Raw genomic sequence first — 21,870 nt, forward strand, 5'->3', positions numbered from 1 at the left:
GATGCCGGAAAACCTCCAGGAGAGAAAACGCATGGCAACACCCAAGGCGGCAGCTCGCAAGCCGCGTCGCAAGGAGAAGAAGAACATCGCCGTGGGCCAGGCCCACATCAAGTCGACGTTCAACAACACCATCGTGTCGATCACCGACCCGACCGGTGCCGTCATCAGCTGGGCGTCGTCCGGCGGTGTGGGCTTCAAGGGCTCGCGCAAGTCGACGCCGTTCGCCGCGCAGCTCGCCGCCGAGTCGGCCGCGCGCCAGGCGCAGGAGCACGGCATGAAGAAGGTCGACGTCTTCGTCAAGGGCCCGGGCTCCGGTCGGGAGACGGCGATCCGCTCCCTGCAGGCCGCAGGCCTCGAGGTCGGCTCGATCAACGACGTCACCCCGCAGGCGCACAATGGCTGCCGCCCGCCGAAGCGTCGTCGAGTCTGACCGCTCTCCTCGATTCCATCCGCGCGCTAGTACCGGGGCCCGGGACGGGCCCCGGCGCTGGCGTCGCGGCGGAGGCCAGAAATGGCTTCCGCTCCAAGCTCCAGCGCGCTCAATAACTCAATAGAACGAACGGGACTCACCCGCCCGCTCGAACCTCACAGATGTCATATAGCGGACATCTCGCCGAAAGGAATCCATCGTGCTCATCGCACAGCGCCCCACTCTTACCGAAGAGAACATCTCGGAGTTCCGTTCGCGGTTCATCATCGAGCCCCTCGAGCCCGGCTTCGGCTACACGCTCGGCAACTCGCTGCGCCGCACACTGCTCTCCTCCATCCCCGGCGCGGCCGTGACCAGCATCCGGATCGACGGCGTGCTGCACGAGTTCAGCACCATCCCGGGTGTGAAGGAAGACGTCACGGAGATCATCCTGAACGTCAAGAACCTCGTGGTCTCCAGCGAGCACGATGAGCCCATCACCGCCTACCTCCGCAAGCAGGGCGCCGGCGAGGTCACCGCCGCCGACATCTCCGCTCCGGCCGGTGTCGAGATCCACAACCCGGACCTGGTGATCGCCACCCTCAACGACAAGGCGAAGTTCGAGCTCGAGCTCACCATCGAGCGCGGCCGCGGCTACGTGTCCGCCACCCAGAACCGCAGCGAGTTCAGCGAGGCGGGCCAGATCCCGATCGACTCGATCTACTCCCCGGTGCTCAAGGTCACCTACCGCGTCGAGGCGACGCGTGCCGGTGAGCGCACCGACTTCGACCGCCTGGTCGTCGACGTCGAGACGAAGGCGGCCATCACGCCGCGCGACGCCATCGCATCCGCCGGCAAGACGCTGGTCGAGCTCTTCGGTCTCGCCCGTGAGCTGAACACCGCCGCCGAGGGCATCGAGATCGGCCCGGCACCGGTCGACGCCGTGCTCTCCAGCGAGCTCAGCATGCCGATCGAGGACCTCGACCTCTCCGTGCGCAGCTACAACTGCCTTAAGCGCGAGGGCATCAACACCGTCAGCGAGCTGGTCGCCCTCTCGGAGACGCAGCTGATGAACATCCGCAACTTCGGGCAGAAGTCGGTGGACGAGGTCAAGGACAAGCTCACCGAGATGGGCCTGTCGCTGAAGGACACCGTGCCCGGCTTCGACGGCGCGCACTTCTACGGCGGCTACGACGAGGACGACAACATCTGAGTCCCTTCGGGCTCAGAACTGTTGCGGAACAACTGGAGATAACGAATCATGCCTAAGCCAACCAAGGGTCCCCGTCTCGGTGGAGGACCGGCGCACGAGCGCCTGATGCTCGCGAACCTCGCCGCCGCGCTCTTCACCCACAAGAGCATCACCACGACCGAGACGAAGGCCAAGCGCCTCCGTCCGCTCGCCGAGCGTCTCATCACGTTCGCGAAGCGTGGCGACCTGCACGCCCGCCGTCGCGTACTGAGCGTCATCTCGGACAAGGGCGTCGTGCACGAGCTGTTCAGCGAGATCGCTCCGCTGCTCGCCGAGCGTGAGGGCGGCTACACCCGCATCACGAAGATCGGCTACCGCAAGGGTGACAACGCGCCCCTCGCGGTCATCGAGCTCGTGCTCGAGCCGGTCGTGAAAAAGTCGAAGGCGCCGAAGCGCACCACGGCCGCCACTGCTCCGGCCGCTCCGGCCGAGGAGGCCACGGCTCCTGCCGATGAGGCTCCGGCCACCGAAGCGGTCTCGGTCGATGAGGCCGTCGCCGTGGATGCGGCCGACGAGGCTCCGGCAGGGGAGGCCGCGGCTGACACCACGGATGCTCCCGTCGCCGCTCCGGCCGACGACGCAGCGACCGAGACGGTCGAGGCCGACCCGGCCGACGTCGCCGAGCAGCAGCAGAACGCATAGGCACTCCTCCGGAGAACCGACCAGAACCCCGCCTTCCGGCGGGGTTCTAGTCTTGAAGCCGTGACCACGGACACCTCCGCCCCTGTCCAACCCGCACGCGGCGACGACGTCCCGCTCCGCGACCGCGTGACTGCGCCAGTGCACCTCGAGCTCCCCGAGACGGATGGCGTCGAGTGGCGACCGGCGACTCTCGACGACCTGGATGCGCTCGTGTCGCTGCACGCGGCCCTGGGACGGGCCGATCATCCGAACTACCTGATCTCCCGCGAGGAGCTCGAGGATGAGCTGAGCCACTCCTGGGTCGACAGGGCAGCGGACACGCTGGTCGGCTTCCGCCGCGACGGTGCCGCCGTCGCGTTCGGTCTCGTCGCGCTGAGCCCCGGCAAGGAGACCCTCGTTCGGTCGATCCTCTGGGGCGGTGTGCACCCTGAGCTCCGCGGTCAGGGGCTCGGCCGGCAGCTGCTCGCCTGGCAGGAGGCGCGGGCGCTGCAGCAGCTGGCCACGGTCGACCTCGCGCTGCCCGGGTGGATCATGCTCTACGCCGACGACCGGTCGCAGCGCACCCATCGCTTGGCCGCATCCGCCGGATTCGCGCCGGCGCGCTATTTCACCGGCCTGAGCCGGGTGCTCGCCGACCCTGTCCCGCAGCTTCAGCTCCCGGACGGTGTGCGGATCGAGCCGTACCGCGCAGAGCGCGGCGCCGCGACGCTCGAGGCGAAGAACGCAGCCTTCCGCGATCACTGGGGCAGCCAGCCGATGACCGCCGAGCAGTGGGAGTCGATGCTCGGGCTGAGCGTCTTCCGGCCCGACCTGTCATTCCTCGCCCTCGCCGGCGACGAGGTCATCGGATTCCTCACGAGCGAGGTGAACGAGGACGACTGGGCCGGGCAGGGATTCTCCTCGGCGTACATCCCCCTCGTCGGCGTGGTCCGGGAGTGGCGGAGGAAGGGGATCGCCCCGGCGCTCCTCGCCCGCGCCTTCTCCGCCTTCCGCGACGAAGGGCTCGAGCGCGCGGTGCTCGACGTCGACAGTGACAACCCGACCGGCGCGCTCGGCCTCTACACCGGGATGGGCTTCGTGCCGGAGACGCGGGAGACGGCGTTCAGCAAGGTGTTCTGAATCCGCGCTGCCGCTAGGTTGGGGCAATGGCGAGCGAGGCGGTCACCCTTGAAGTCCCCGGTCCCGACGGTGCGCGCGAGATGCGGGTCTCGAGCCCGAGCCGCGTGCTGTATCCCGAGCTCGGGTTCACCAAGCTGGATCTCGCGAACTACCTGATCGCCGTCGGCGACGCGTTCGTCGAGGCGAACGGCGACCGGCCGGTCTCGCTCCAGCGCTACCCGGGCGGCATCGACGGTGAGATGTTCTTCGCGAAGAATCCGATGAAGGGCGCGCCCGGATTCATCCGGACTGTGATGTGTGTGTATCCCAGCGGTCGGCAGCATCCGCAGCTCGTGATCGACGAGCCGGCCGCGGCCGTCTGGATGGCGCAGATGAACACCGTCGTGTTCCACCCGTGGGCGTCGCGGGCGTCGAACATCGACAACCCGGACGAGCTGAGGCTCGATCTCGATCCGCAGCCCGGCCGCGACTTCGACGACGCCATCCCGGCGGCGTTCGCCCTCCGCGACGTGCTGGCGGAGGCCGGGCTGACCACCTTCGTGAAGACCTCCGGAAACCGGGGCCTGCACGTCTTCTCGCCGATCCGACCGCACCACGAGTTCGTCGACGTACGCCACGCCGTCATCGCCGCGGCGCGGGAGCTGGAGCGACGGATGCCCGATCAGGTCACCACCGCCTGGTGGAAAGAGGAGCGCGGGGAAAGGGTCTTCGTCGACTTCAACCAGGCGGCGCGGGACCGGACGATCGCCGGCGCCTACAGCCCCCGAGCGATCGCGCACGGCGCGGTGTCCTGCCCGGTGTCGTGGAAGGAGCTCGAGAACGTCGACCCGCGCGCGCTGACGGTGCTGACCGTGCCGGACCGGCTCGCCGCGACCGGCGACCCGTGGCACGGCATGCACGACAGTCCGGGCGAGCTGACCACGCTGCTCGAATGGTGGGAGCGAGACCTCGAGAACGGGCTCGGCGAGATGCCGTTCCCGCCCGACTACCCGAAGATGCCAGGCGAGCCGCCGCGGGTGCAGCCCAGCAAGAAGAACCCGGCCAACTGGCCGAAGGAGTGAACCCGGTGACCGAGGATGGCGCGCCTCCTCAATCACCGGGTGCTAGCTGAGGACCTCTTCGAGGTCGTAGGCGAGAGGGCGCTCGAGCTGCTCGAAGGTGCAGGAGCGTGGCTCGCGGTCGGGGCGCCAGCGCACGAACTGGGCGGTGTGGCGGAACCGCCAGCCCTCCATCTGGTCGTACGCGACCTCGGCCACCCTCTCGGGGCGGAGCTTCACGAAGCTGGTGTCCTTTGCCGCGGAGAAGCGACTCCGCTCGCCCTCGCCCTTGACCGCGTCGCCCGCCTCGTCACGCTGGACCAGCGGCTGCAGCTCCTCGATGAGCTCGAGGCGGCGCTTGTCGCTGAACGCCGACGCGCCCCCGACGTTCATCAGCTGGCCGTCCGCGTTGTAGAGGCCGAGCAGCAGCGAGCCCACGCCGTTGCCGCTTTTGTGCACGCGGTACCCGGTGAGCACCACGTCTGCGGTCCGGGCGTGCTTGATCTTCTGCATGATCCGCTTGCCGGGGGAGTAGACCGCCTCGACCGGCTTCGCGACGACTCCGTCGAGGCCGGCACCCTCGAACTCCTCGAGCCAGCGCTCTGCGGTCGCCATATCGAACGTCTGGCGACTCAGATGCAGCGGTGCCGCGACGTTCGCGAGCACCTGCTCCAGCCGCCCACGGCGGTCCCGGAACGGCGCGTCGAGCAGCGACTCCTCCCCGACCGCGAGCAGGTCGAACGCGACGAAGGCCGCCGGCGTCTCCTTCGCCAGCCGGGTGATGCGGCTCTCTGCAGGGTGGATGCGCTGCGACAGCGCCTCCCAGTCGAGGCGCTCGCTGCCGGCGGAGCCGGTGCGCACGATGATCTCCCCGTCGACCACGCAGGGACCGGGCAGCTGCTTCCGGAACGCCTCCACCAGCTCAGGGAAGTACCGGGTGAGCGGCTTCGACCCTCGGCTGCCGATCTCGATCTCATCCCCGTCGAAGTACACGATCCCGCGGAACCCATCCCACTTCGGCTCGAACGCGAGCCCACCCTTCACGGTCGAAGGGTCCGGCACCTCCTTCACGGCCTTCGCGAGCATCGGGTCCAGCGGCATCTCGATCGGGGAACGCATGAAGCCCATCGTGGCGCATCCGCCCTACACTCGCTGGGTGGATATCCCGGGACCGACGACGCGGCTGCGCCTCGACGTCGCGTACGACGGCACTCGATTCTCCGGATGGACCAGGCAGCCGGAACTGCGGACGGTGCAGGGGGAGCTGGAGGCTGCGCTCGCGACGGTGTTCCGGCGTCATCCGCCCGCGCCGGCCCTGACCGTCGCCGGCCGCACGGATGCCGGCGTGCACGCCACCGGCCAGGTTGCACACCTGGACCTCGGCGAAGCGCAGCTCGCCGGGCTGACGGCGCGGCAGCGCGGAAAGGTCGCCCGGCCCGAGGAGGACCCGGCCGATGCCCTCCGCCGCCGCCTGAACGGCATCGCCGGGCTCGCGAGCGACCTCTACGTCTCCCGCGTCAGCGTGGCGCCCCTCGGCTTCGACGCGCGGTTCTCCGCGATCTGGCGGAGATACGAATACCGCGTGGCGGACACCCTCGCCGTGCGGAACCCGCTGCTGCAGAACCACACGCTGTGGCACCCCGCGGCACTCGACGCTGACGAGATGGATCGCGCCGCACGTGCCCTCGTCGGCCTCTGGGACTGGGCGGCGTTCTGCAAGCCTCGCGAGGGATCCACGACGGTCCGATCCCTGCAGGAGTTCACCTGGCATCGCGACGACTTCGGGGTGCTGATCGCCAGCGTGCAGGCCGACGCCTTCTGCCACAGCATGGTGCGGGCGCTCGTCGGCGCGTCGATCGCCGTGGGCGAGGGGAAGCTCCCGGCCGAGCGGCTGACCGAGCTGCGGGACGAGCAGCAGCGCGGAAGCGAATTCATCGTCGCACCCGCCAAGGGCCTGACGCTGCTCGAGGTCGGCTACCCGCAGCCTCGCGAGTACGGCGCCAGGGCGGAGCAGACGCGGGCGCGGCGCGATCCGGTGCCGGCCGGGGATCATGGAGCCGACGACTCGTCGACGGGGCCGGCCCGGTTTGACGCCTCCCAGCGCGATCGACTAATCTAGCGAGGTTGTCTCCGCATCACGGAGACCAGTCTGAGCCCTCCACCTGCAGGTTCTTCCTCAGAACGTGCGACCGGAGCGGGATTCACGAACACCTCGACAAGAAAGCAGCACAACTGTGACTCGCACGTTCTCTCCGAAGCCGGCTGATGTGCAGCGCGACTGGATCGTGATCGATGCGGCCGACGTCGTTCTCGGCCGCCTCGCCAGCCAGACCGCGGCGCTCCTGCGCGGAAAGCACAAGGCGACCTTCGCCCCGCACATGGACATGGGCGACTTCGTCATCATCGTCAACGCCGAGAAGGTCGCCCTCACCGGCGCGAAGCTCGAGAAGAAGATGGCGTACCGCCACTCCGGCTACCCGGGTGGCCTCACCGCCACCAGCTACAGCGAGATGCTCGAGAAGCACCCGACCCGTGCGGTCGAGAAGGCCGTGCGCGGCATGCTGCCGAAGAACTCGCTCGGCCGCGCGCAGATCAAGAAGCTGAAGGTGTACGCCGGTGCCGAGCACCCGCACGCCGCTCAGCAGCCGAAGCCGTACGTTTTCGACCAGGTCGCGCAGTAGCAGCGCCCGCTTTCGACTTTCTCAGACTTAAGGATTCCACCAGTGGCGAAGATCGCAGACTCCATCTCCGACGAGGTCATCTCGTCCTACTCGACGGCGACCCCGGCTGACCAGACGGTCTCCAGCGCCCCGCGCGCCGTGCTCAACGTGCCCGGCGCTGCCGTCGGCCGTCGCAAGCAGGCCATCGCCCGCGTGCGCCTCGTTCCCGGCAGCGGCACCTTCACGGTGAACGGCCGCACCCTCGAGGAGTACTTCCCGAACAAGCTGCACCAGCAGCTCATCAACGACCCGTTCAAGGTGCTCGACCTGCTCGGCAGCTACGACGTGATCGCCCGCATCACCGGCGGCGGCCCCTCGGGCCAGGCCGGTGCGCTCCGTCTCGGCATCGCCCGTGCGCTGAACGAGATCGACCTCGAGAACAACCGCCCGCGCCTGAAGAAGGAGGGCTTCCTCAGCCGCGACGCCCGGGTCAAGGAGCGCAAGAAGGCTGGGCTCAAGAAGGCCCGCAAGGCTCCTCAGTTCTCGAAGCGCTGATCCGACTCCTTCGGGAGCCAGACTCATGCCTCGATTGTTCGGCACGGACGGTGTGCGTGGGCTCGCCAACCGGGATCTGACCGCAAACCTCGCGATGAGCCTCGCTCAGGCGAGCGCTGTGGTGCTGACCCGGGGACGCAGCGCCGACGCGCGCCGCGCCGCCGGTCGCCGGCCCACCGCGGTCGTCGCTCGCGACCCACGGATCTCCGGCGAGTTCCTCACGGCGGCGGTCGCGGCCGGTCTCGCGAGCTCCGGCGTCGACGTGCTCGACGCGGGAGTCATCCCGACGCCTGCCGCCGCGTTCCTCGTCGCCGACAGCGGCGCGGACTTCGGCGTCATGGTGTCGGCGTCGCACAACCCGGCGCCGGACAACGGCATCAAGTTCTTCGCGGCCGGCGGGCAGAAGCTGCCCGACATCGTGGAGGACCGCATCGAGGCGATGCTCGACGGCGAGCGCCTCACTCCGATCGGTGCCGACGTCGGCCGCATCCGCCGGTTCGCGGACGCCGAGGACCGCTACGTCATGCATCTGCTCGGGGCGCTGCCGAACCGCCTCGCCGGGATGCACGTGGTGCTCGACTGCGCCAACGGCGCGGCCGCCGGCATCTCGCCTGAGGTGTTCACGGACGCGGGAGCGCGGGTGACCATCATCGGCGCCGACCCTGACGGGCTGAACATCAACGACGGCGTCGGGTCGACCCACCTCGACAAGCTCGCGACGGCCGTCGTCCAGCACGGCGCCGACGTGGGTATCGCCCACGACGGCGATGCGGACCGCTGCCTGGCTGTGGATGCCGACGGCAGGATCGTCGACGGAGACCAGATCATGGCGATCCTCGCGCTCGCGGCAGCGGAGCGCGGCGCGCTGAGGCAGCGCACCCTCGTCACCACGGTGATGAGCAACCTCGGCCTCAAGCGGGCGATGGACGCGCACGGGATCAAGGTGGTCGAGACGAAGGTCGGCGACCGCTACGTGCTCGAGGCGCTGGTCGAGCACGGGCTCTCGCTCGGCGGCGAGCAGTCCGGCCATGTCATCATGACGGACTACGCCACCACCGGTGACGGCATCCTCACGGGCCTTCACATCGTCGCGGAGATGGCGCGCACCGGCAAGAGCCTCGCTGAGCTCGCCAGCGTGATGACCGTGTACCCGCAGGTGCTCGTCAACGTGCGCGACGTCGACCACCACGCGATGGCGACCGATGAGGGCATCGCCCAGGCCGTCGCCGCGGCGGAGGCGCAGCTCGCCGACACCGGCCGCGTGCTGCTGCGCCCGTCCGGCACGGAGCCGATGGTGCGCGTCATGGTGGAGGCCGCCGATCAGGAGACCGCCGAGCGGGTGGCGCAGTCCCTCGCCGGCACGGTGCGGGAGCGCCTCACCGTCAGCTGAGCGGCTGTCCGTCAGCTGAGCGGCTGTCCGTCAGCTGAGCCGAGGTCCCTTCGACGGACTCACGGACCGGTGCGGCCTCAGATCTTGCGGAGCAGGACCGTCGACACGGCGTGGTCGCTGTCCTTGCGGAGGACGAGTGTGGCCCGGGAGCGGGTGGGCAGGATGTTCCGCACCAGGTTCGGCTCGTTGATCGACGACCAGATCTGCCGCGCCCGGGCGATCGCCTGCTCCTCCGTGAGGCTTGCGAACCGGTGGAAGTAGGACTGCGGGTCGGCGAACGCGCCGCGCTGCAGCTCCAGGAACCGCTGCTCGTACCAGCGCGCGATGTCCTGGGTGCGGGCATCCACATAGACGCTGAAATCGAACAGATTGCTGACCGCGAGGCTGGTCCCGGGCGGCGGCGGCTGCAACACGTTGAGGCCCTCGACGATGAGCACATCGGGCCGCCGCACCGTGATGTGCTCTCCGGGGACGATGTCGTACTGCAGGTGCGAGTAGACCGGCGCTGCGACCTCCTCGACACCCGACTTCACCTCGATGACGAAGCGCAGCAGCGATCGCCGGTCGTAGCTCTCCGGAAAGCCTTTGCGCTCCAGCAGGCCGCGGCGCTCGAGCTCCGCGTTCGGGTAGAGGAACCCGTCGGTGGTGATCAGCTCGACTCGTGGTGTGTCCTCCCACCGGCACAGCAGCTCGCGCAGCAGGCGGGCGACCGTCGACTTGCCCACCGCGACGGAGCCGGCGACACCGATCACGAAGGGGGTCGTCGGGCCGCGCTCGCCGAGGAACTCGCTGGTCTGCTGGTGCAGCTGCCGCGATCCGGCGACGTAGAGGTTCAGCAGCCGGCTGAGCGGCAGGTAGACGTCGCGCACCTCTCGCAGATCCAGCACATCTCCAAGACCCCGGACGGCGCCGATCACGTCCTCGTCGAAGGGGAGCGGGGTGGTCGGGGCGAGCTCGGCCCAGCGCTCCCGGGGGATCTCGGTGAACGGCGACGTGCGGCCGCTTGTCCCGCCCGGATCAGACACCCGACCACAGTATCCGAACGGATCCGAGCATCCGGCTGGCCGCGCGTCGCCCGGACTGGGGCGAGAGGGCGGGGGAGGCGCGGAAGTAGACTCGACCGCATGTGTGGAATCGTGGGATACGTCGGGGACACCAAGACGGTGGATGTGCTGCTGAGCGGGCTCCGCCGTCTGGAGTACCGCGGCTACGACTCCGCGGGCGTCGCCGTTCTGGACTCGGACGGCCACATCGGCACCCGCAAGCGCGCGGGCAAGCTGCAGGTGCTGGCCGACGACCTGCAGACACTTCCCGTACGCGACGGTTCCACCGGCATCGGTCACACCCGGTGGGCCACTCACGGCGGACCGACCGACGTCAACGCGCATCCGCACCTCGGGGACGACGGCAAGCTCGCCCTCATCCACAACGGGATCATCGAGAACTTCGCCGAGCTGAAGAAGGAGCTGCTCGAACGTGGTGCCACGTTCACCAGCGAGACGGACAGCGAGGTCGCCGCGCTCCTCGTCGGCGAGGCGTACCGCGAGACCGGCGATCTGGCGGAGGGGCTCCGCCGCGTGGTCAATCGGCTCGAGGGCGCCTTCACCCTGCTCGCCATCCACAAGGATCAGCCGGGCGTCGTCGTCGGTGCGCGCCGCAACTCGCCCCTCGTGATCGGGATGGGGGACGGGGAGAACTTCCTCGGCTCGGACGTCGCAGCGTTCGTCGAGTACACCCGCAAGGCGCTCGAGATCGGCCAGGACCAGATCGTCACCATCCGCAAGGATTCCATCGAGGTCACCGACTTCGACGGCAACCCGGTCGAACCTCGCGAGTTCGAGGTCGCCTGGGATGCCTCCGCCGCCGAGAAGGGCGGCTGGTCGAGCTTCATGGCGAAGGAGATCAGTGAAGAGCCGGAGGCCGTCGCCAACACGCTGATCGGGCGGACCGCCGACGGTGCGGTGCACCTGGAGGAGCTGGCCCCTCTCGGCGACGAGGTGCTCGCCGGAATCGACCGCATCGTGGTCATCGCCTGCGGCACCGCCGCCTACGCGGGGATGCTCGCCAAGTATGCGGTGGAGAGCTGGTCGCGCATCCCCGTCGACGTCGAGCTGTCGCACGAGTTCCGCTACCGGAGCCCGGTGATCACCGAGCGGACGCTCGTCATCTCGATCAGCCAGTCCGGCGAGACGATGGACACCCTGATGGCGGTCAAGTTCGCCCGGGAGTCCGGCGCCAAGGTGCTCTCGGTCTGCAACACCCAGGGTTCGTCGATCCCCCGGGAGTCGGATGCGGTGCTCTACACCCACGCGGGGCCCGAGGTGGCGGTGGCGTCGACGAAGGCGTTCGTCGCGCAGGTGGCCGCGCTCTATCTGGTCGGCCTCCACCTCGCCACGGTTCGGGGCACGCTCGATGCCAAGGCGATCGCCAGAAACGTGCGGCAGCTGCACGACATCCCGGAGAAGCTCGCCAAGACGATCGAGTCCGCGAACCGGCTGCGGGAGTTGGCGCACTGGATGGCGGACACCCAGTCGGTGCTGTTCCTCGGCCGGAACGTCGGCTACCCGATCGCGATGGAGGGTGCGCTGAAGCTCAAGGAGCTGGCCTACATCCACGCCGAGGGGTTCGCGGCCGGTGAGCTGAAGCACGGGCCCATCGCCCTCATCGAGCCCGGTCAGGTGGTCTTCGTGATCGTGCCGAGCCCTCGCGACAAGCTGTCGCTGCACCCCAAGGTCGTGTCGAACATCCAGGAGATCCGCGCCCGCGGTGCCCGGGTGATCGCGATCGCCGAGCAGGGCGACGCCGCCGTGCATCCGTATGCGGACGAGGTCATCCCGATCCCGCTCGCCGCCCCGCTGTTCGAACCGATCCTCGCGGTGGCACCCCTGCACATCTTCGCCATGGAGCTCGCCGCGGCGAAGGGTCTGGACGTGGATCAGCCGCGGAACCTCGCGAAGTCCGTCACGGTGGAGTGAAGCGGTGATCGTCGGCGTCGGCGTGGACATCGTCGATCTGGCACGGTTCGAGCGGGCACTGTCGCGCACACCCAGGCTCGCCCCGCGGCTGTTCACCGACGCCGAACGCGTTTCCGGCGACGCGCCGCTTCCGTTGCGCAGCCTCGCCGGCCGCTTCGCGGCGAAGGAGGCGCTGATCAAGGCGCTCGGCGGTTCCGCCGGCATCGGGTGGCATGACATGCGGGTGATCCGGGACGACGACCGGAACCCCGCGTTTGCGGTTGAGCCGCCGCTTCAGCAGCTGCTGAACGATCGCGGCATCCGCCGCATCCATCTCTCGATGGCACACGACGCGGGCGTCGCGATCGCCTATGTGGTGACCGAGACGTGACGCTCCGCGAGGCGCGCGTCGACCTCGACGCCATCCGGCACAACGTGCGGACGCTGCTCGACGCCGTCGGCGTTCCCGGGATGGTGGTGGTCAAGGCGGACGGCTACGGCCACGGCGCGGTGCGCGTCGCGCGGGCCGCGCTCGAGGGTGGGGCGAGCGGTCTCGGCGTCGCTGATGTCACGGAGGCGCTGCAGCTGCGCGCCGCCGGGATCGAAGCGCCGGTGCTGGCATGGATCCACGGCGCCGAGGCGGACTTCGACGCCGCCGTCGCGCACAATGTCGAGCTCGGTGTGAGTAGCCTCGAGCAGCTGTGCCGCGCCGCGGATGCCGGCGCGACCGTGCAGCTGAAGACCGACACCGGGCTGAGCAGGAACGGCGTGGCGGAGGACCAGCTTCAGGCGGTGTTCGCGGAGGCCGCCCGGCTGGAGCGCTCCACCGGGCTGCGGGTGCGCGGCATCTGGAGCCACCTCGCGAACGCGTCACTGGAGGACGACCTCGCGCAGGTCGCCGCCTTCGAGGCGCACGTCGCCGCCGCGCGCGCGGCGGGTCTCCACCCGGAGGTGCTGCACCTCGCGGCCACAGAGGGCGCCCTCCGGCGGCCGTCGGCGCGCTTCGACCAGGTGCGGTTCGGCATCGGCGTCTACGGCCTCAGTCCGCTCGATGGTGTGCGGTCGGCGGACCTCGGGCTCCGGCCGGCGATGGAGCTGAGCGCCGAGATCGTCGCCGTCCGGCGGGTCCGTGCCGGCCGCGGTGTCTCCTACGGCTACACGTACCGCACCGCCGGCGACACGACACTGGCGCTGGTCGGGATCGGCTACGCGGACGGTGTGCCTCGCCAGGCCTCGAACAGCGGGCCGGTGGTCGTGAACGGTGAGCGGTTCACCGTGAGCGGCAGGATCGCGATGGACCAGTTCATCGTCGACGTCGGGGACGCGCAGGTGCAGGCCGGGGACCGCGCGGTGCTCTTCGGCGACCCGGCGACCGGCGCCCCGAGCGCCGACGAGTGGGCCCGGGCGGCATCCACGATCAACTACGAGATCGTCACCAGGATCGGGCCGAGGGTGCCGCGACGGTACGTGCCGTGATCGAGCAACTCATCGCCACTCCGGAGGACATGGAGGCATTGGGTGCACGCGTCGCCTCCCGCCTCCGCGCCGGCGACGTGCTGGCGCTGAACGGCGAGCTGGGCGCCGGGAAGACGACGTTCACCCGCGGCCTCGGGCAGGCCCTCGGGGTGCGGGGGACCGTGACCAGCCCCACCTTCGTGCTGGCTCGGTCCCATCCCCGCGCTGACGGCGCCCCGCTGGTGCACATGGACGCCTACCGGCTCGGGAGCGGACTCGAGCTCGACGACCTCGACGTCGACGTCGACGCCTCGATCGTGGTGGTCGAATGGGCGGGGGACTATGTCGGCCTGCTCGCCGACGAGTGGCTGCAGATCGACATCGACCGCCGCACCGCGGAGGCGGACGACGACGGCGTCGCACCGCGGAAGGTCACGGTGCGGGGGCACGGCGCCCGCTGGGCCGACCTGGAGTGGCTGCGCTGAGCAGACAGACGGCCATCGTGCGACCCGTCAATGCTGCTGTTCGGCGCGAGTGCGGCCGTGTGAACGACCGCATCCGCGCCGAACGGCAGCAGTCGTCACGCGGTCCGGAGTCCAGCGCCGGAAAGATGCTCGCGGAGCAGAGGCAGCGATCTCGCGACCTCCCAGTCCCACCTCGTGACACGCGGGCCGAGTGCGCGGAGACGGTCCTCGCGCTGCTTCTCTGCGAGCACGATGTCGGCGGTCGATCTTCCGCGCGTGTACTCCTCCCGCAGATACTTGCCGTGACCGTCGAACTCGCCGACGAGGTTGAACTGCGGCCACCAGAAGTCGACGATCATCCGACCCCGGCGGTCGTGGAACTCCTGCTGCAGCACGGGGGCGGGGAAGCCGAGCCATCGGATGTTGACTCGGCTGAGTGATTCGCCGGCCGACTCGGACCGGGCGTCCGCGAAGGCGACGACCTCCCGCGCGCGGACGCATCCGCGCGCTCCGGTCAGGCGGGCGATCTCATCCTCCAGCGCAGGGCGGGGCAGCGGCGCCCTGAGCCAGCCGCCGGTGCTGCGGGTGCGCAGTCCGTGAAGGGCGGCGTCCGCCATCGCGACCCCCACTTCGAACGGGGCGCATCGCGCCACGTCGATGACCGTCTTCACCAGCGGCGTCACCCGGAGTCCGTTCAGGTCGACGCTGACATCGGGAAGACCCCAATTGTGGCGCACCAACCCGGCGGTGGACCGGCTCCCGTCGCGACGCTCGTCTGTGACATGAACCGTTCTCGGCCATTGGCCGATGATCGGAAGCTGCCAGATCCGGGCAGCCGACATCTGCACGAACACGAGGTCCGTCCTCGCGGCCAGCTGCGTCCCCCGCAGGAGTGCGAGATACCGATCGTCGTCGTCTTCGGACGCGAACCCGGCTCGCCGGTAGATGCCACGACAGACCGGAACCAGCGATCCGGTGCGCACGCCGCGCACCAAGTCGGATCGGTGGCCGACCTTGCGCATGTCGGCGGCGCGCACGAACTCATCCTGCCAGGCGCGACGGTGGCCGGCGACGTCGATCATCCGGCCACCCTCCCATTCGGCGCGGGTCGGCGAAGTGTCGTCTCGTCGAGCTGGGGAGAGTCTCCAGCTGTGGGAGAGAAGACCGCCTCCCGACGAGTGCGGTCGCTTGGCGCCAGTGCGGCCGTTCGAACGACCGCATTCGCGTCAAACGGCAGCATTCGAGTACCGCACGCGAACGCGTAGGCTGGTCGCCGTGCTGCTGGCGATCGACACCTCCGCCGGCACCAGCGTCGCCGTGGTCGATCGAGACCGCGGCGTGCTCTCCGAACACTCGGTGGAAGACACCCGCCGCCACGCCGAGGTGATCGGCGACCTGATCGAGCGCGCGCTGCGTGACGCCGGCATCTCTGCCCGGAAGCTGTCGGGCGTCGCCGTCGGCATGGGACCGGGCCCCTTCACCGGACTCCGGGTGGGGATCGCGGCGGCACGGGCCTTCGCGTTCGGCGCAGGCAAGCCCGTCGTGCCGGTCGTGAGTCACGACGCCGTCGCGTTCGGCAGGGTCACACCGGTCACGGTCGTCACCGACGCGCGGAGGAGAGAGGTGTACTGGTCGTCGTACGACAGCCCGGACGCCGCCGGCCTCCCGCGGCGGGACCGCGGCCCCTCCCTCGCCGCGCCCGATGAGGTGCCCGCCGACCGGGAGCGCGTCGACGCGCGCTGGGTCTCCGCCGCGTCGGTCGGCCTGTTGGCCGAGGCGCTGTACGCCGCCGGTCGTCCGTTCGCTCCAGACGAGCCGCTCTACCTGCGCTCACCGGACGTCACGATGTCGACGACCAACGCATCCGGCCGGAGGGTGACGTGACCGCTGAGCTGCGCCCCGCCCGCGCGACGGACCTCGGCGCCGTGATCGCGATCGAACGGGCCGCATACCCGGAAGACGCCTGGTCGGAGGACGCCATGGCCTCCCAGCTGGAGAACCCGAACACGCGGTATCTGGTCGCGGAGGAGGGCGGCGTGATCGTCGGCTACGCGGGCCTGCTGGCACCCGTCGGCGCCGAAACCGCGGAGGTGCACACCGTGACGGTGACGGAGACGCATCGGCGGCGCGGGATCGGTCGCAGGATGCTGGCCGAACTGCTCGAGGCTGCCGCGGCCCGCGGTGCCGCCGAGGTGTTCCTCGAGGTGCGGATCGACAACCCCGCCGCCCAGGATCTCTATCGTTCGCTCGGCTTCGAGGCGGTCGGAGTCCGGCGGAAGTACTACCAGCCGGAGGGTGTCGACGCGCTCGTCATGCGGGCGCCCGTGCCTGAGAGGGGGGAACGTTGAGCGCGCCGCTGGTCCTCGGAATCGAGACCAGCTGCGACGAGACCGGTGTGGGGGTCGTCCGTGGACGACAGCTGCTCGCGAACGTGATCGCCTCCTCGATGGACGAGCACGCGCGATTCGGCGGAGTGGTTCCGGAGGTCGCCGCACGGGCGCATCTCGAGGCGCTCACCCCCACACTCACGGCTGCGCTCGCCGAGGCGGACGTCGCACTCGACGACCTCGACGCGATCGCGGTGACCAGCGGTCCGGGACTCTCCGGCGCCCTGATGGTCGGCATCGGGGCAGCCAAGGCGCTCGCGCTGGCGACCGGCAAGCCGCTCTACGCCGTGAACCACCTCGTCGGCCACGTCGGCGCGGACGTGCTCCGCAGCGACGGGACGGAGATCGAGCTGCCGACGATCGCGCTGCTCGTGTCCGGCGGCCACACCTCGCTGCTCCTGGTGCGGGACCTCCTCAACGACGTCGAGCTGCTCGGCGAGACGATCGACGACGCCGCCGGGGAGGCGTTCGACAAGGTGGCCCGGCTGCTCGGCCTCGGCTACCCGGGCGGTCCGCGCATCGACGAGGCGGCAGCGTCCGGCGACCCGGACGCCATCCGCTTCCCGCGGGGGCTGACGCAGCCGAAGGATCGGGAGCGGCACCGCTATGACTTCTCCTTCTCCGGACTGAAGACGGCGGTCGCCCGCTTCGTCGAGCAGCGTCGTGACGCCGGGCTGGAGGTGCCGGTGGCAGATGTCGCCGCCGGCTTCCGTGAATCGGTCGCGGACGTGCTGACCGCCAAGGCCGTGGACGCCTGCCTCGAACACCGAATCCCCCGGCTGCTGCTCGGGGGAGGCGTGGCGGCGAACGCGCGGATCCGGGATCTCGCCGCCGAGCGGACCACCGCGGCAGGCATCGAGCTGCGCGTCCCGCCGCTGCCGCTGTGCACCGACAACGGCGCAATGATCGCGGCGATCGGCGCCGCGTTGGTGGCCGCCGGCCGCGCGCCCTCGGCCGGGGGCTTCGGTGCGGACTCCACATTGCCCGTGACAACCGTGCAAGCCTGATGCGGCGTGCCGGGGTGGATGATTGACACGGCCCGAACCCCCTGGGACTATGGCACCGCTAAGAGGATTCTCACCTCATTCATAAGGAGCCCTTCACATGACCAACGTTCCTCCGCCTCCTCCGGGCGACGTTCCTCCTCCGGCGGGGAATGTTCCGCCGGCGGGCAGCGTGCCGCCCGCGGGCAACGTGCCCCCGGCAGCCAGCGTTCCGCCGCCCGCGTCGGGTGCCGGGGCGTACAGCGCTCCTGGGCCCGGCCCGTCGCCCTACGCCGCGCCGCCCAGCGGCGGCGGTGGACCGAAGCAGGGCCTCAGCCTCACCTCGTTCATCGTCGGTCTCGCCGGTCTGCTCATCCTGAGCTGGATCCCGATCCTTGGCCTCCTCGCCGGTATCGCCGCGGTCGTCCTCGGTTTCATGGCGAAGGGCCGGGAGCCGGGCGCGCCGCAGTGGATGTGGATCGTCGGTGTGATCGCCGGTTTCGTCACCATCCTGCTGAACCTGATCTTCAGCTTCCTGTTCCTGATCCTGCCGATCATGCTGATCGGCTCGGTCGGAACCATTCCGACCTCGCCCTGAGCGATCGACACCTGTGGGCCCGCTCCGGCGGGCCCACAGCCGTCTCCGGAGGTCTCGTGAGCGAACCGCAGCCGGTGAGCAGCGCGCCGGACGACCGGATGCCCGTCGGCCGGTCGGTGCTCGCCGGGCTGCTGCTGCGCCGCTTCGGCCTGCTGCCCATGGTCGCGCTCGTGCTCGCCGGCCGCGGCCTCGCCCCGGCCCGCCGTCGCGGGATCCTGACCGCCGCGGCCGGTATCTACCTCGGCGCGCTCCTGCTGCTGGTGCTCCTCGTGCTGCTGCTCGTCGGTGGACTGACGTTCGTCGCCCTGACCGGCTGACTCAGACGCGCTGCGTGAGGAGCGCGATCCGCCGTCCGTCGCCGCGCGTGAGGATGAGCGTCGCCGCGCCGTCGCCCTTGAGACCGAGGCGCGTCCGGAACTGCGCGGGGTCGACATCGACCCCCCGCTTCTTGATCTCCAGCGTGCCGATCCCCCGAGCCGACAGTTCCTTCCTCAGGATCTTCACGTCCAGCGGGAGCACCGCCTCCACCCGGAAGCAGCTCGCGAACGGGGTCGCCACCGGCTCATCGGCCGTGAGGTACGCGATCTCCGGGTGCAGCATCCGAGCACCGACGGTGCGGGCGAGATCCCCGATCAGGCGGGCCCGGATGACCGCGCCGTCCGGCTCGAGCAGGAACTCTCCGAGCTGACCGGTCTCGGCGTCAGGGCTGTCGCCCGCGGCGGTGAGCTCGGCCGGCCCGCCCTCGGTGAGCACGAGCGCCGCGCGACCGACTCCAGACCTCGCGAGCGGGCCGAACCAGAGGCCGAGCTCCACCACGTCGCGGTCGACCGACACCCATTGCGCCTCGCATCCCGGCGGGATGAGGGACCGGTCGATTCCCGGCCCGAGCTTGATCCCGGTGGGAAAGCGCTCGGCCAGCCCGAACGCGAACTCCAGGCTCGGCGTCCAGTCAGCCGGGTCCGAGAGCCGCCTGCCCGCCGACCGCCGCGCCGGATCCAGGTAGACGCCGGCGATGCCCGTGAGGTCGAAGTCCTCCGCGGCGGCATGCTCGACCCGGGCGTTCGACCATGACGCGAGGTTATAGGCGGCGATCGCCGCCGTCACCTCGTCGCGTTCGACGGCGGTCACCTCCAGCTGCAGTGCCGCGAGGGCGAGTGCGTCGGCGCCGATCCCGCAGCCGAGGTCGGCGACCCAGTGGATTTCCGCCGCGGCGAAACGGCCCGCGTGCAGCGCGGCCACCTGCAGCCGGCTGGCCTGCTCGAGTCCCGCCTCGGTGAAGAGCATCGTCGACGCGAACTCGCCGAACTTCGTCCGGGCTCGCGCGCGCAGCTTCGCCTGGCTCAGCACGGCGGCGACGAGACCGGGGGAGTGGCCCTCTGCCCGGAGCCGCGACACGATCCGCACCACATCGCTCGCCGACTCGTACGGCGGCAGTGAGTCGAGGAGCCGAAGCCCCTCCGGCGACATCAGCTCCCGGAACTCCGACGCCTCCACGTCATCAGGCTACCGGCACGCCCGCTAGCACTCGGATTGACTGAGTGCTAGCCGGTCAATACGATGGATCTGGCACTCTCAGAGGGAGTGTGCCAGCCCCGGATTTTCAGAAAGAAGAGGTCAACCGTGTCGGTGTCCATCAAGCCGCTCGAGGATCGCATCGTCATCCGCCAGGTCGAGGCCGAGCAGACCACTGCGTCTGGCCTCGTCATCCCTGACACGGCGAAGGAGAAGCCCCAGGAGGGCGAGGTCGTCGCGGTCGGCCCCGGTCGCATCGACGACAACGGCAACCGTGTTCCGCTCGATGTCGCCGTCGGCGACCGGGTGCTCTACTCCAAGTACGGGGGAACCGAGGTCAAGTTCGGCACCGACGAGTTCCTCGTGCTGTCGGCCCGCGACGTCCTCGCGGTCGTGGTGCGCTAGCACGCACCCGTTCGAAACGGCCCGCCGGCTCTGCCGGCGGGCCGTTTCGCGTCTGCGGCGGCACCGCCGGGAGTACGCTCGGTCGGGTGAGATCCGCCGCGCCGAGCACCCAGGGCGCGGGTCTCGCCTTCGCTGTCGGTGCCTACGGGCTGTGGGGGCTGCTCCCGGTCTACTTCCTCTCCCTGGAGCCCACTGGCCCGGTCGAGATCGTCGCGTGGCGCATCGTGCTGTCGCTGGTGTTCTGCTTCCTCCTGCTGGCGGTCACGCGCGGCTGGGCGTCGCTTCGCCGCACGATCCTCGACCGGCGCGCGATGCTGCTGCTCGGCCTCGCCGGTGCGCTGATCGTGGTGAACTGGCTCACCTACGTCGTCGCCACCCTCACCGGGCACGTCGTCGAGGCGGCGCTGGGCTACTTCCTGAACCCCATCGTCACCGTGCTGCTCGGCGTGCTGGTGCTGCACGAGCGGCTGCGACCCGCGCAATGGGCGGCGATCGGCATCAGCGCCGTCGCGGCGCTCGTGCTCGCCGTCGGCTACGGCTCGGTGCCCGTGGTGGCGCTGACGCTCGCCTTCTCCTTCGGCTTCTACGGCCTCGTGAAGAAGAAGGTCGGCCCGAACGTCGACGCGATCGTCGGCCTCACCGTCGAGACCGCGTGGCTCACGCCGCTCGCCCTCGGTGGCCTCGCGATCCTGGCGGCGACCACGGGGCTCACCCTCGGTGCGGCAGGCCCCGTGCACCTCGTGCTCCTGCTCAGCGCCGGGGTGGTGACCGCCGTGCCACTGCTGTTCTTCGCCGCGGCCGCCCGACGTCTGCCGCTCACGCTGGTCGGCCTCGTGCAGTATCTGGCGCCCCTCCTTCAGTTCGTCCTCGGTGTCACCGTGCTGGCCGAGCCGATGCCGATCGAGCGCTGGGTCGGCTTCGGCCTCGTCTGGCTCGCCCTCCTCGTGCTCAGCATCGACCTGGTCGTCGCCGGACGCTCGCCGCGCCGCGCCTCCCTCGAACCGGCCTGACGCGCCGATAGGGTTTCGGCGTCCGACCGCCGAAAGGATCCCCGTGCGCGCTGCTGTCCCCGCGCTGTCGGCGGCGGCCGTCGTGATGTCCGCTCTGCTTGTCGGATGCGCGGAGCAGCCACCGGCCGTCGCGCCCACCGTTCCCGCCGCGCCGCAGCCGGATGCGAGCGGGGACGGGGTGCTCCGCTTCGGCACCCTGTTCTCCTCGACCGGTGCATACGCCGACTACTCCGGTGCCCAGGTCGCGGGCGTCGAGCTGGCGGTTCGTGATCTGAACGCCGCAGGCGGAGTCGGCGGCCGGCCGGTCGAGGTCGTTCACCGCAACGCGGCCGACGGCGGCCAGCCAGCCACGGATGCCCTCGCGCAGCTGATCGAGAAGGGCGTCGACGTCGTCCTCGGCCCCACCGCCACGTCGGTCGCGAAGAGCCTGCTTGCCGATCCCGCGATCGACGGCGTGCTGCTGCTCACACCCGCCTTCGTCGACGCGGGCCGAGCCGACGAGCTCGTGCCGACTGGGCTCTTCCGCACCGTCGCGGACGCCGGCACGCCGACTCGGGCGGACGACGACTTCCTCGGTCGGCTGACCGTGGTCGACCCGGGACTCACCGACACGGCACTCGCGGCTGAGGCGTACGACGCCACGCTGGCTGCCGCGCTCGCCGCCGTCGCCGCCGGGGACGACGGCGCAGCATCCGTCGCGTGGGCGCTGCCCACGGTCACCACCGGCGGCTACGGGTGCACGGTGCTCGGCGTGTGCCTGGAGGCACTCGCCGCCTCGATCGACATCGACTACGCCGGCGTCAGCGGCCCGTTCGACATCCCCGGCCCGGGGAACACGCGCGGCAGCGCGTCCGCGGGAAGGCCTCCCGGCGCGGCCGGCGACTGAGTTCGAGCCCACTGCGCACGGCCGCGCCGTTACACAACCGAAGCAGACGCGTAACACGCCCGTAACACGATCGGAATGTTTCGCGCATTTGGTCCGCCTACTGTGGCTATACCGCGGGCCAGTGTGCCCGCGTGTCCTGTACACGTAAAAGA

25 protein-coding genes are annotated in these 21,870 nt (G+C 70.1%); 21 read left to right on the top strand and 4 right to left on the bottom strand.

Translation table 11 applies throughout. The features are described 5' to 3' along the window. Positions 1 to 31 precede the first annotated feature (31 nt). The 5 genes from rpsK (at position 32) to ligD (ending at position 4,483) form a co-directional block, all read left to right on the top strand. A complete protein-coding gene (rpsK, locus tag ACFFGH_RS23240; RefSeq protein ID WP_386672786.1) occupies positions 32 to 430 on the top strand; it encodes a 30S ribosomal protein S11 in 399 nt (132 codons plus the stop codon). Between the two features lie 199 nt (positions 431 to 629). Further along, positions 630 to 1,622: a DNA-directed RNA polymerase subunit alpha gene (locus ACFFGH_RS23245; RefSeq protein ID WP_386672788.1), complete on the top strand. Its 993-nt coding sequence runs from the start codon at positions 630 to 632 to the stop codon at positions 1,620 to 1,622. A gap of 48 nt (positions 1,623 to 1,670) precedes the next feature. Then, positions 1,671 to 2,303, top strand: coding sequence for a 50S ribosomal protein L17 (gene rplQ, locus ACFFGH_RS34515; protein WP_446686170.1), 633 nt, complete (start codon positions 1,671 to 1,673; stop codon positions 2,301 to 2,303). Between the two features lie 60 nt (positions 2,304 to 2,363). Further along, on the top strand, positions 2,364 to 3,422 hold the full coding sequence (locus ACFFGH_RS23255; RefSeq protein WP_386672790.1) for a GNAT family N-acetyltransferase: 1,059 nt from the start codon (positions 2,364 to 2,366) through the stop codon (positions 3,420 to 3,422). A gap of 26 nt (positions 3,423 to 3,448) precedes the next feature. Further along, positions 3,449 to 4,483: a non-homologous end-joining DNA ligase gene (ligD, locus tag ACFFGH_RS23260; RefSeq protein WP_386672792.1), complete on the top strand. Its 1,035-nt coding sequence runs from the start codon at positions 3,449 to 3,451 to the stop codon at positions 4,481 to 4,483. Positions 4,484 to 4,525: 42 nt separating this feature from the next. On the opposite strand, the gene ACFFGH_RS23265 is transcribed toward ligD, so the two are convergent. Next, complete coding sequence (locus ACFFGH_RS23265) at positions 4,526 to 5,578, bottom strand: ATP-dependent DNA ligase (protein WP_386672793.1); 1,053 nt, start codon at positions 5,576 to 5,578, stop codon at positions 4,526 to 4,528. A gap of 37 nt (positions 5,579 to 5,615) precedes the next feature. Here ACFFGH_RS23265 and ACFFGH_RS23270 point away from each other — a divergent pair, with 37 nt between their 5' ends. The 4 genes from ACFFGH_RS23270 to glmM all read left to right on the top strand — a co-directional run bounded on the left by ACFFGH_RS23270 (position 5,616) and on the right by glmM (position 9,064). Beyond that, the gene (locus ACFFGH_RS23270) at positions 5,616 to 6,578 is read left to right on the top strand and encodes a tRNA pseudouridine synthase A (RefSeq protein WP_386672795.1); all 963 of its coding nucleotides are present in this window, start codon (positions 5,616 to 5,618) and stop codon (positions 6,576 to 6,578) included. 115 nt (positions 6,579 to 6,693) lie between these two features. Further along, positions 6,694 to 7,140, top strand: coding sequence for a 50S ribosomal protein L13 (gene rplM / locus ACFFGH_RS23275; protein WP_386672797.1), 447 nt, complete (start codon positions 6,694 to 6,696; stop codon positions 7,138 to 7,140). 42 nt (positions 7,141 to 7,182) lie between these two features. Then, positions 7,183 to 7,674, top strand: coding sequence for a 30S ribosomal protein S9 (gene rpsI / locus ACFFGH_RS23280; protein WP_446686171.1), 492 nt, complete (start codon positions 7,183 to 7,185; stop codon positions 7,672 to 7,674). 25 nt (positions 7,675 to 7,699) lie between these two features. Further along, positions 7,700 to 9,064, top strand: coding sequence for a phosphoglucosamine mutase (glmM, locus tag ACFFGH_RS23285; RefSeq protein WP_386672798.1), 1,365 nt, complete (start codon positions 7,700 to 7,702; stop codon positions 9,062 to 9,064). Between the two features lie 77 nt (positions 9,065 to 9,141). On the opposite strand, the gene coaA is transcribed toward glmM, so the two are convergent. Continuing rightward, positions 9,142 to 10,089: a type I pantothenate kinase gene (coaA, locus tag ACFFGH_RS23290; protein ID WP_386672800.1), complete on the bottom strand. Its 948-nt coding sequence runs from the start codon at positions 10,087 to 10,089 to the stop codon at positions 9,142 to 9,144. Between the two features lie 99 nt (positions 10,090 to 10,188). On the opposite strand from coaA, the gene glmS reads away from it, so the two are divergent. The 4 genes from glmS to tsaE are packed head-to-tail and all read left to right on the top strand — an operon-like array spanning position 10,189 to position 13,958. Then, positions 10,189 to 12,039, top strand: a complete 1,851-nt coding sequence (gene glmS, locus ACFFGH_RS23295) for a glutamine--fructose-6-phosphate transaminase (isomerizing) (protein ID WP_386672802.1) — start codon at positions 10,189 to 10,191, stop codon at positions 12,037 to 12,039. Between the two features lie 4 nt (positions 12,040 to 12,043). Then, positions 12,044 to 12,409, top strand: coding sequence for a holo-ACP synthase (locus tag ACFFGH_RS23300; RefSeq protein ID WP_386672804.1), 366 nt, complete (start codon positions 12,044 to 12,046; stop codon positions 12,407 to 12,409). Further along, a complete protein-coding gene (gene alr, locus ACFFGH_RS23305; protein ID WP_386672806.1) occupies positions 12,406 to 13,494 on the top strand; it encodes an alanine racemase in 1,089 nt (362 codons plus the stop codon). The genes ACFFGH_RS23300 and alr overlap by 4 nt, the downstream gene beginning before the upstream one ends. Next, a complete protein-coding gene (gene tsaE, locus ACFFGH_RS23310) occupies positions 13,491 to 13,958 on the top strand; it encodes a tRNA (adenosine(37)-N6)-threonylcarbamoyltransferase complex ATPase subunit type 1 TsaE (RefSeq protein WP_386672808.1) in 468 nt (155 codons plus the stop codon). Before alr ends, tsaE begins: the two co-directional genes overlap by 4 nt. A gap of 95 nt (positions 13,959 to 14,053) precedes the next feature. Here the strand turns inward: tsaE and ACFFGH_RS23315 are convergent, their stop codons facing one another. Next, entirely contained in the window at positions 14,054 to 15,019 is a 966-nt protein-coding gene (locus ACFFGH_RS23315) for a hypothetical protein (protein ID WP_386672810.1), read from the bottom strand. Positions 15,020 to 15,212: 193 nt separating this feature from the next. Here ACFFGH_RS23315 and tsaB point away from each other — a divergent pair, with 193 nt between their 5' ends. From tsaB to ACFFGH_RS23340, 5 genes are all read left to right on the top strand, one after another. Beyond that, positions 15,213 to 15,821, top strand: a complete 609-nt coding sequence (gene tsaB, locus ACFFGH_RS23320) for a tRNA (adenosine(37)-N6)-threonylcarbamoyltransferase complex dimerization subunit type 1 TsaB (protein ID WP_386672812.1) — start codon at positions 15,213 to 15,215, stop codon at positions 15,819 to 15,821. Beyond that, positions 15,818 to 16,285 (top strand): ribosomal protein S18-alanine N-acetyltransferase, encoded by a 468-nt coding sequence (gene rimI, locus ACFFGH_RS23325; protein ID WP_386672814.1) that lies wholly within the window; start codon positions 15,818 to 15,820, stop codon positions 16,283 to 16,285. The genes tsaB and rimI overlap by 4 nt, the downstream gene beginning before the upstream one ends. Next, the gene (gene tsaD, locus ACFFGH_RS23330) at positions 16,282 to 17,331 is read left to right on the top strand and encodes a tRNA (adenosine(37)-N6)-threonylcarbamoyltransferase complex transferase subunit TsaD (protein WP_386672816.1); all 1,050 of its coding nucleotides are present in this window, start codon (positions 16,282 to 16,284) and stop codon (positions 17,329 to 17,331) included. The genes rimI and tsaD overlap by 4 nt, the downstream gene beginning before the upstream one ends. A 97-nt stretch (positions 17,332 to 17,428) precedes the next feature. Beyond that, on the top strand, positions 17,429 to 17,905 hold the full coding sequence (locus ACFFGH_RS23335) for a hypothetical protein (protein WP_386672818.1): 477 nt from the start codon (positions 17,429 to 17,431) through the stop codon (positions 17,903 to 17,905). A 56-nt stretch (positions 17,906 to 17,961) separates the two neighbouring features. Continuing rightward, positions 17,962 to 18,222: a hypothetical protein gene (locus tag ACFFGH_RS23340; RefSeq protein WP_386672819.1), complete on the top strand. Its 261-nt coding sequence runs from the start codon at positions 17,962 to 17,964 to the stop codon at positions 18,220 to 18,222. 1 nt (position 18,223) lies between these two features. On the opposite strand, the gene ACFFGH_RS23345 is transcribed toward ACFFGH_RS23340, so the two are convergent. Then, positions 18,224 to 19,399, bottom strand: coding sequence for a THUMP-like domain-containing protein (locus ACFFGH_RS23345; RefSeq protein ID WP_386672821.1), 1,176 nt, complete (start codon positions 19,397 to 19,399; stop codon positions 18,224 to 18,226). Between the two features lie 126 nt (positions 19,400 to 19,525). On the opposite strand from ACFFGH_RS23345, the gene groES reads away from it, so the two are divergent. The 3 genes from groES (at position 19,526) to ACFFGH_RS23360 (ending at position 21,718) form a co-directional block, all read left to right on the top strand. Next, positions 19,526 to 19,822, top strand: coding sequence for a co-chaperone GroES (groES, locus tag ACFFGH_RS23350; protein ID WP_446686172.1), 297 nt, complete (start codon positions 19,526 to 19,528; stop codon positions 19,820 to 19,822). Positions 19,823 to 19,908: 86 nt separating this feature from the next. Continuing rightward, a complete protein-coding gene (gene rarD, locus ACFFGH_RS23355; protein ID WP_386672825.1) occupies positions 19,909 to 20,832 on the top strand; it encodes an EamA family transporter RarD in 924 nt (307 codons plus the stop codon). Positions 20,833 to 20,875: 43 nt separating this feature from the next. Further along, the gene (locus ACFFGH_RS23360) at positions 20,876 to 21,718 is read left to right on the top strand and encodes an ABC transporter substrate-binding protein (RefSeq protein ID WP_386672827.1); all 843 of its coding nucleotides are present in this window, start codon (positions 20,876 to 20,878) and stop codon (positions 21,716 to 21,718) included. Positions 21,719 to 21,870 lie beyond the last annotated feature (152 nt).

The sequence above is a fragment of the Lysobacter korlensis genome (genome assembly GCF_042434515.1).

Bases quoted from the DNA above. Each gene is read 5' to 3' on its own strand.
- rpsK (WP_386672786.1), top strand. From the start codon at position 32: ATGGCAACACCCAAGGCGGCAGCTCGCAAGCCGCGTCGCAAGGAGAAG.
- rplQ (WP_446686170.1), top strand. From the start codon at position 1,671: ATGCCTAAGCCAACCAAGGGTCCCCGTCTCGGTGGAGGACCGGCGCAC.
- ligD (WP_386672792.1), top strand. From the start codon at position 3,449: ATGGCGAGCGAGGCGGTCACCCTTGAAGTCCCCGGTCCCGACGGTGCG.
- ACFFGH_RS23265 (WP_386672793.1), bottom strand. From the start codon at position 5,578: ATGCGTTCCCCGATCGAGATGCCGCTGGACCCGATGCTCGCGAAGGCC.
- glmM (WP_386672798.1), top strand. From the start codon at position 7,700: ATGCCTCGATTGTTCGGCACGGACGGTGTGCGTGGGCTCGCCAACCGG.
- glmS (WP_386672802.1), top strand. From the start codon at position 10,189: ATGTGTGGAATCGTGGGATACGTCGGGGACACCAAGACGGTGGATGTG.
- ACFFGH_RS23315 (WP_386672810.1), bottom strand. From the start codon at position 15,019: ATGATCGACGTCGCCGGCCACCGTCGCGCCTGGCAGGATGAGTTCGTG.
- ACFFGH_RS23335 (WP_386672818.1), top strand. From the start codon at position 17,429: ATGACCAACGTTCCTCCGCCTCCTCCGGGCGACGTTCCTCCTCCGGCG.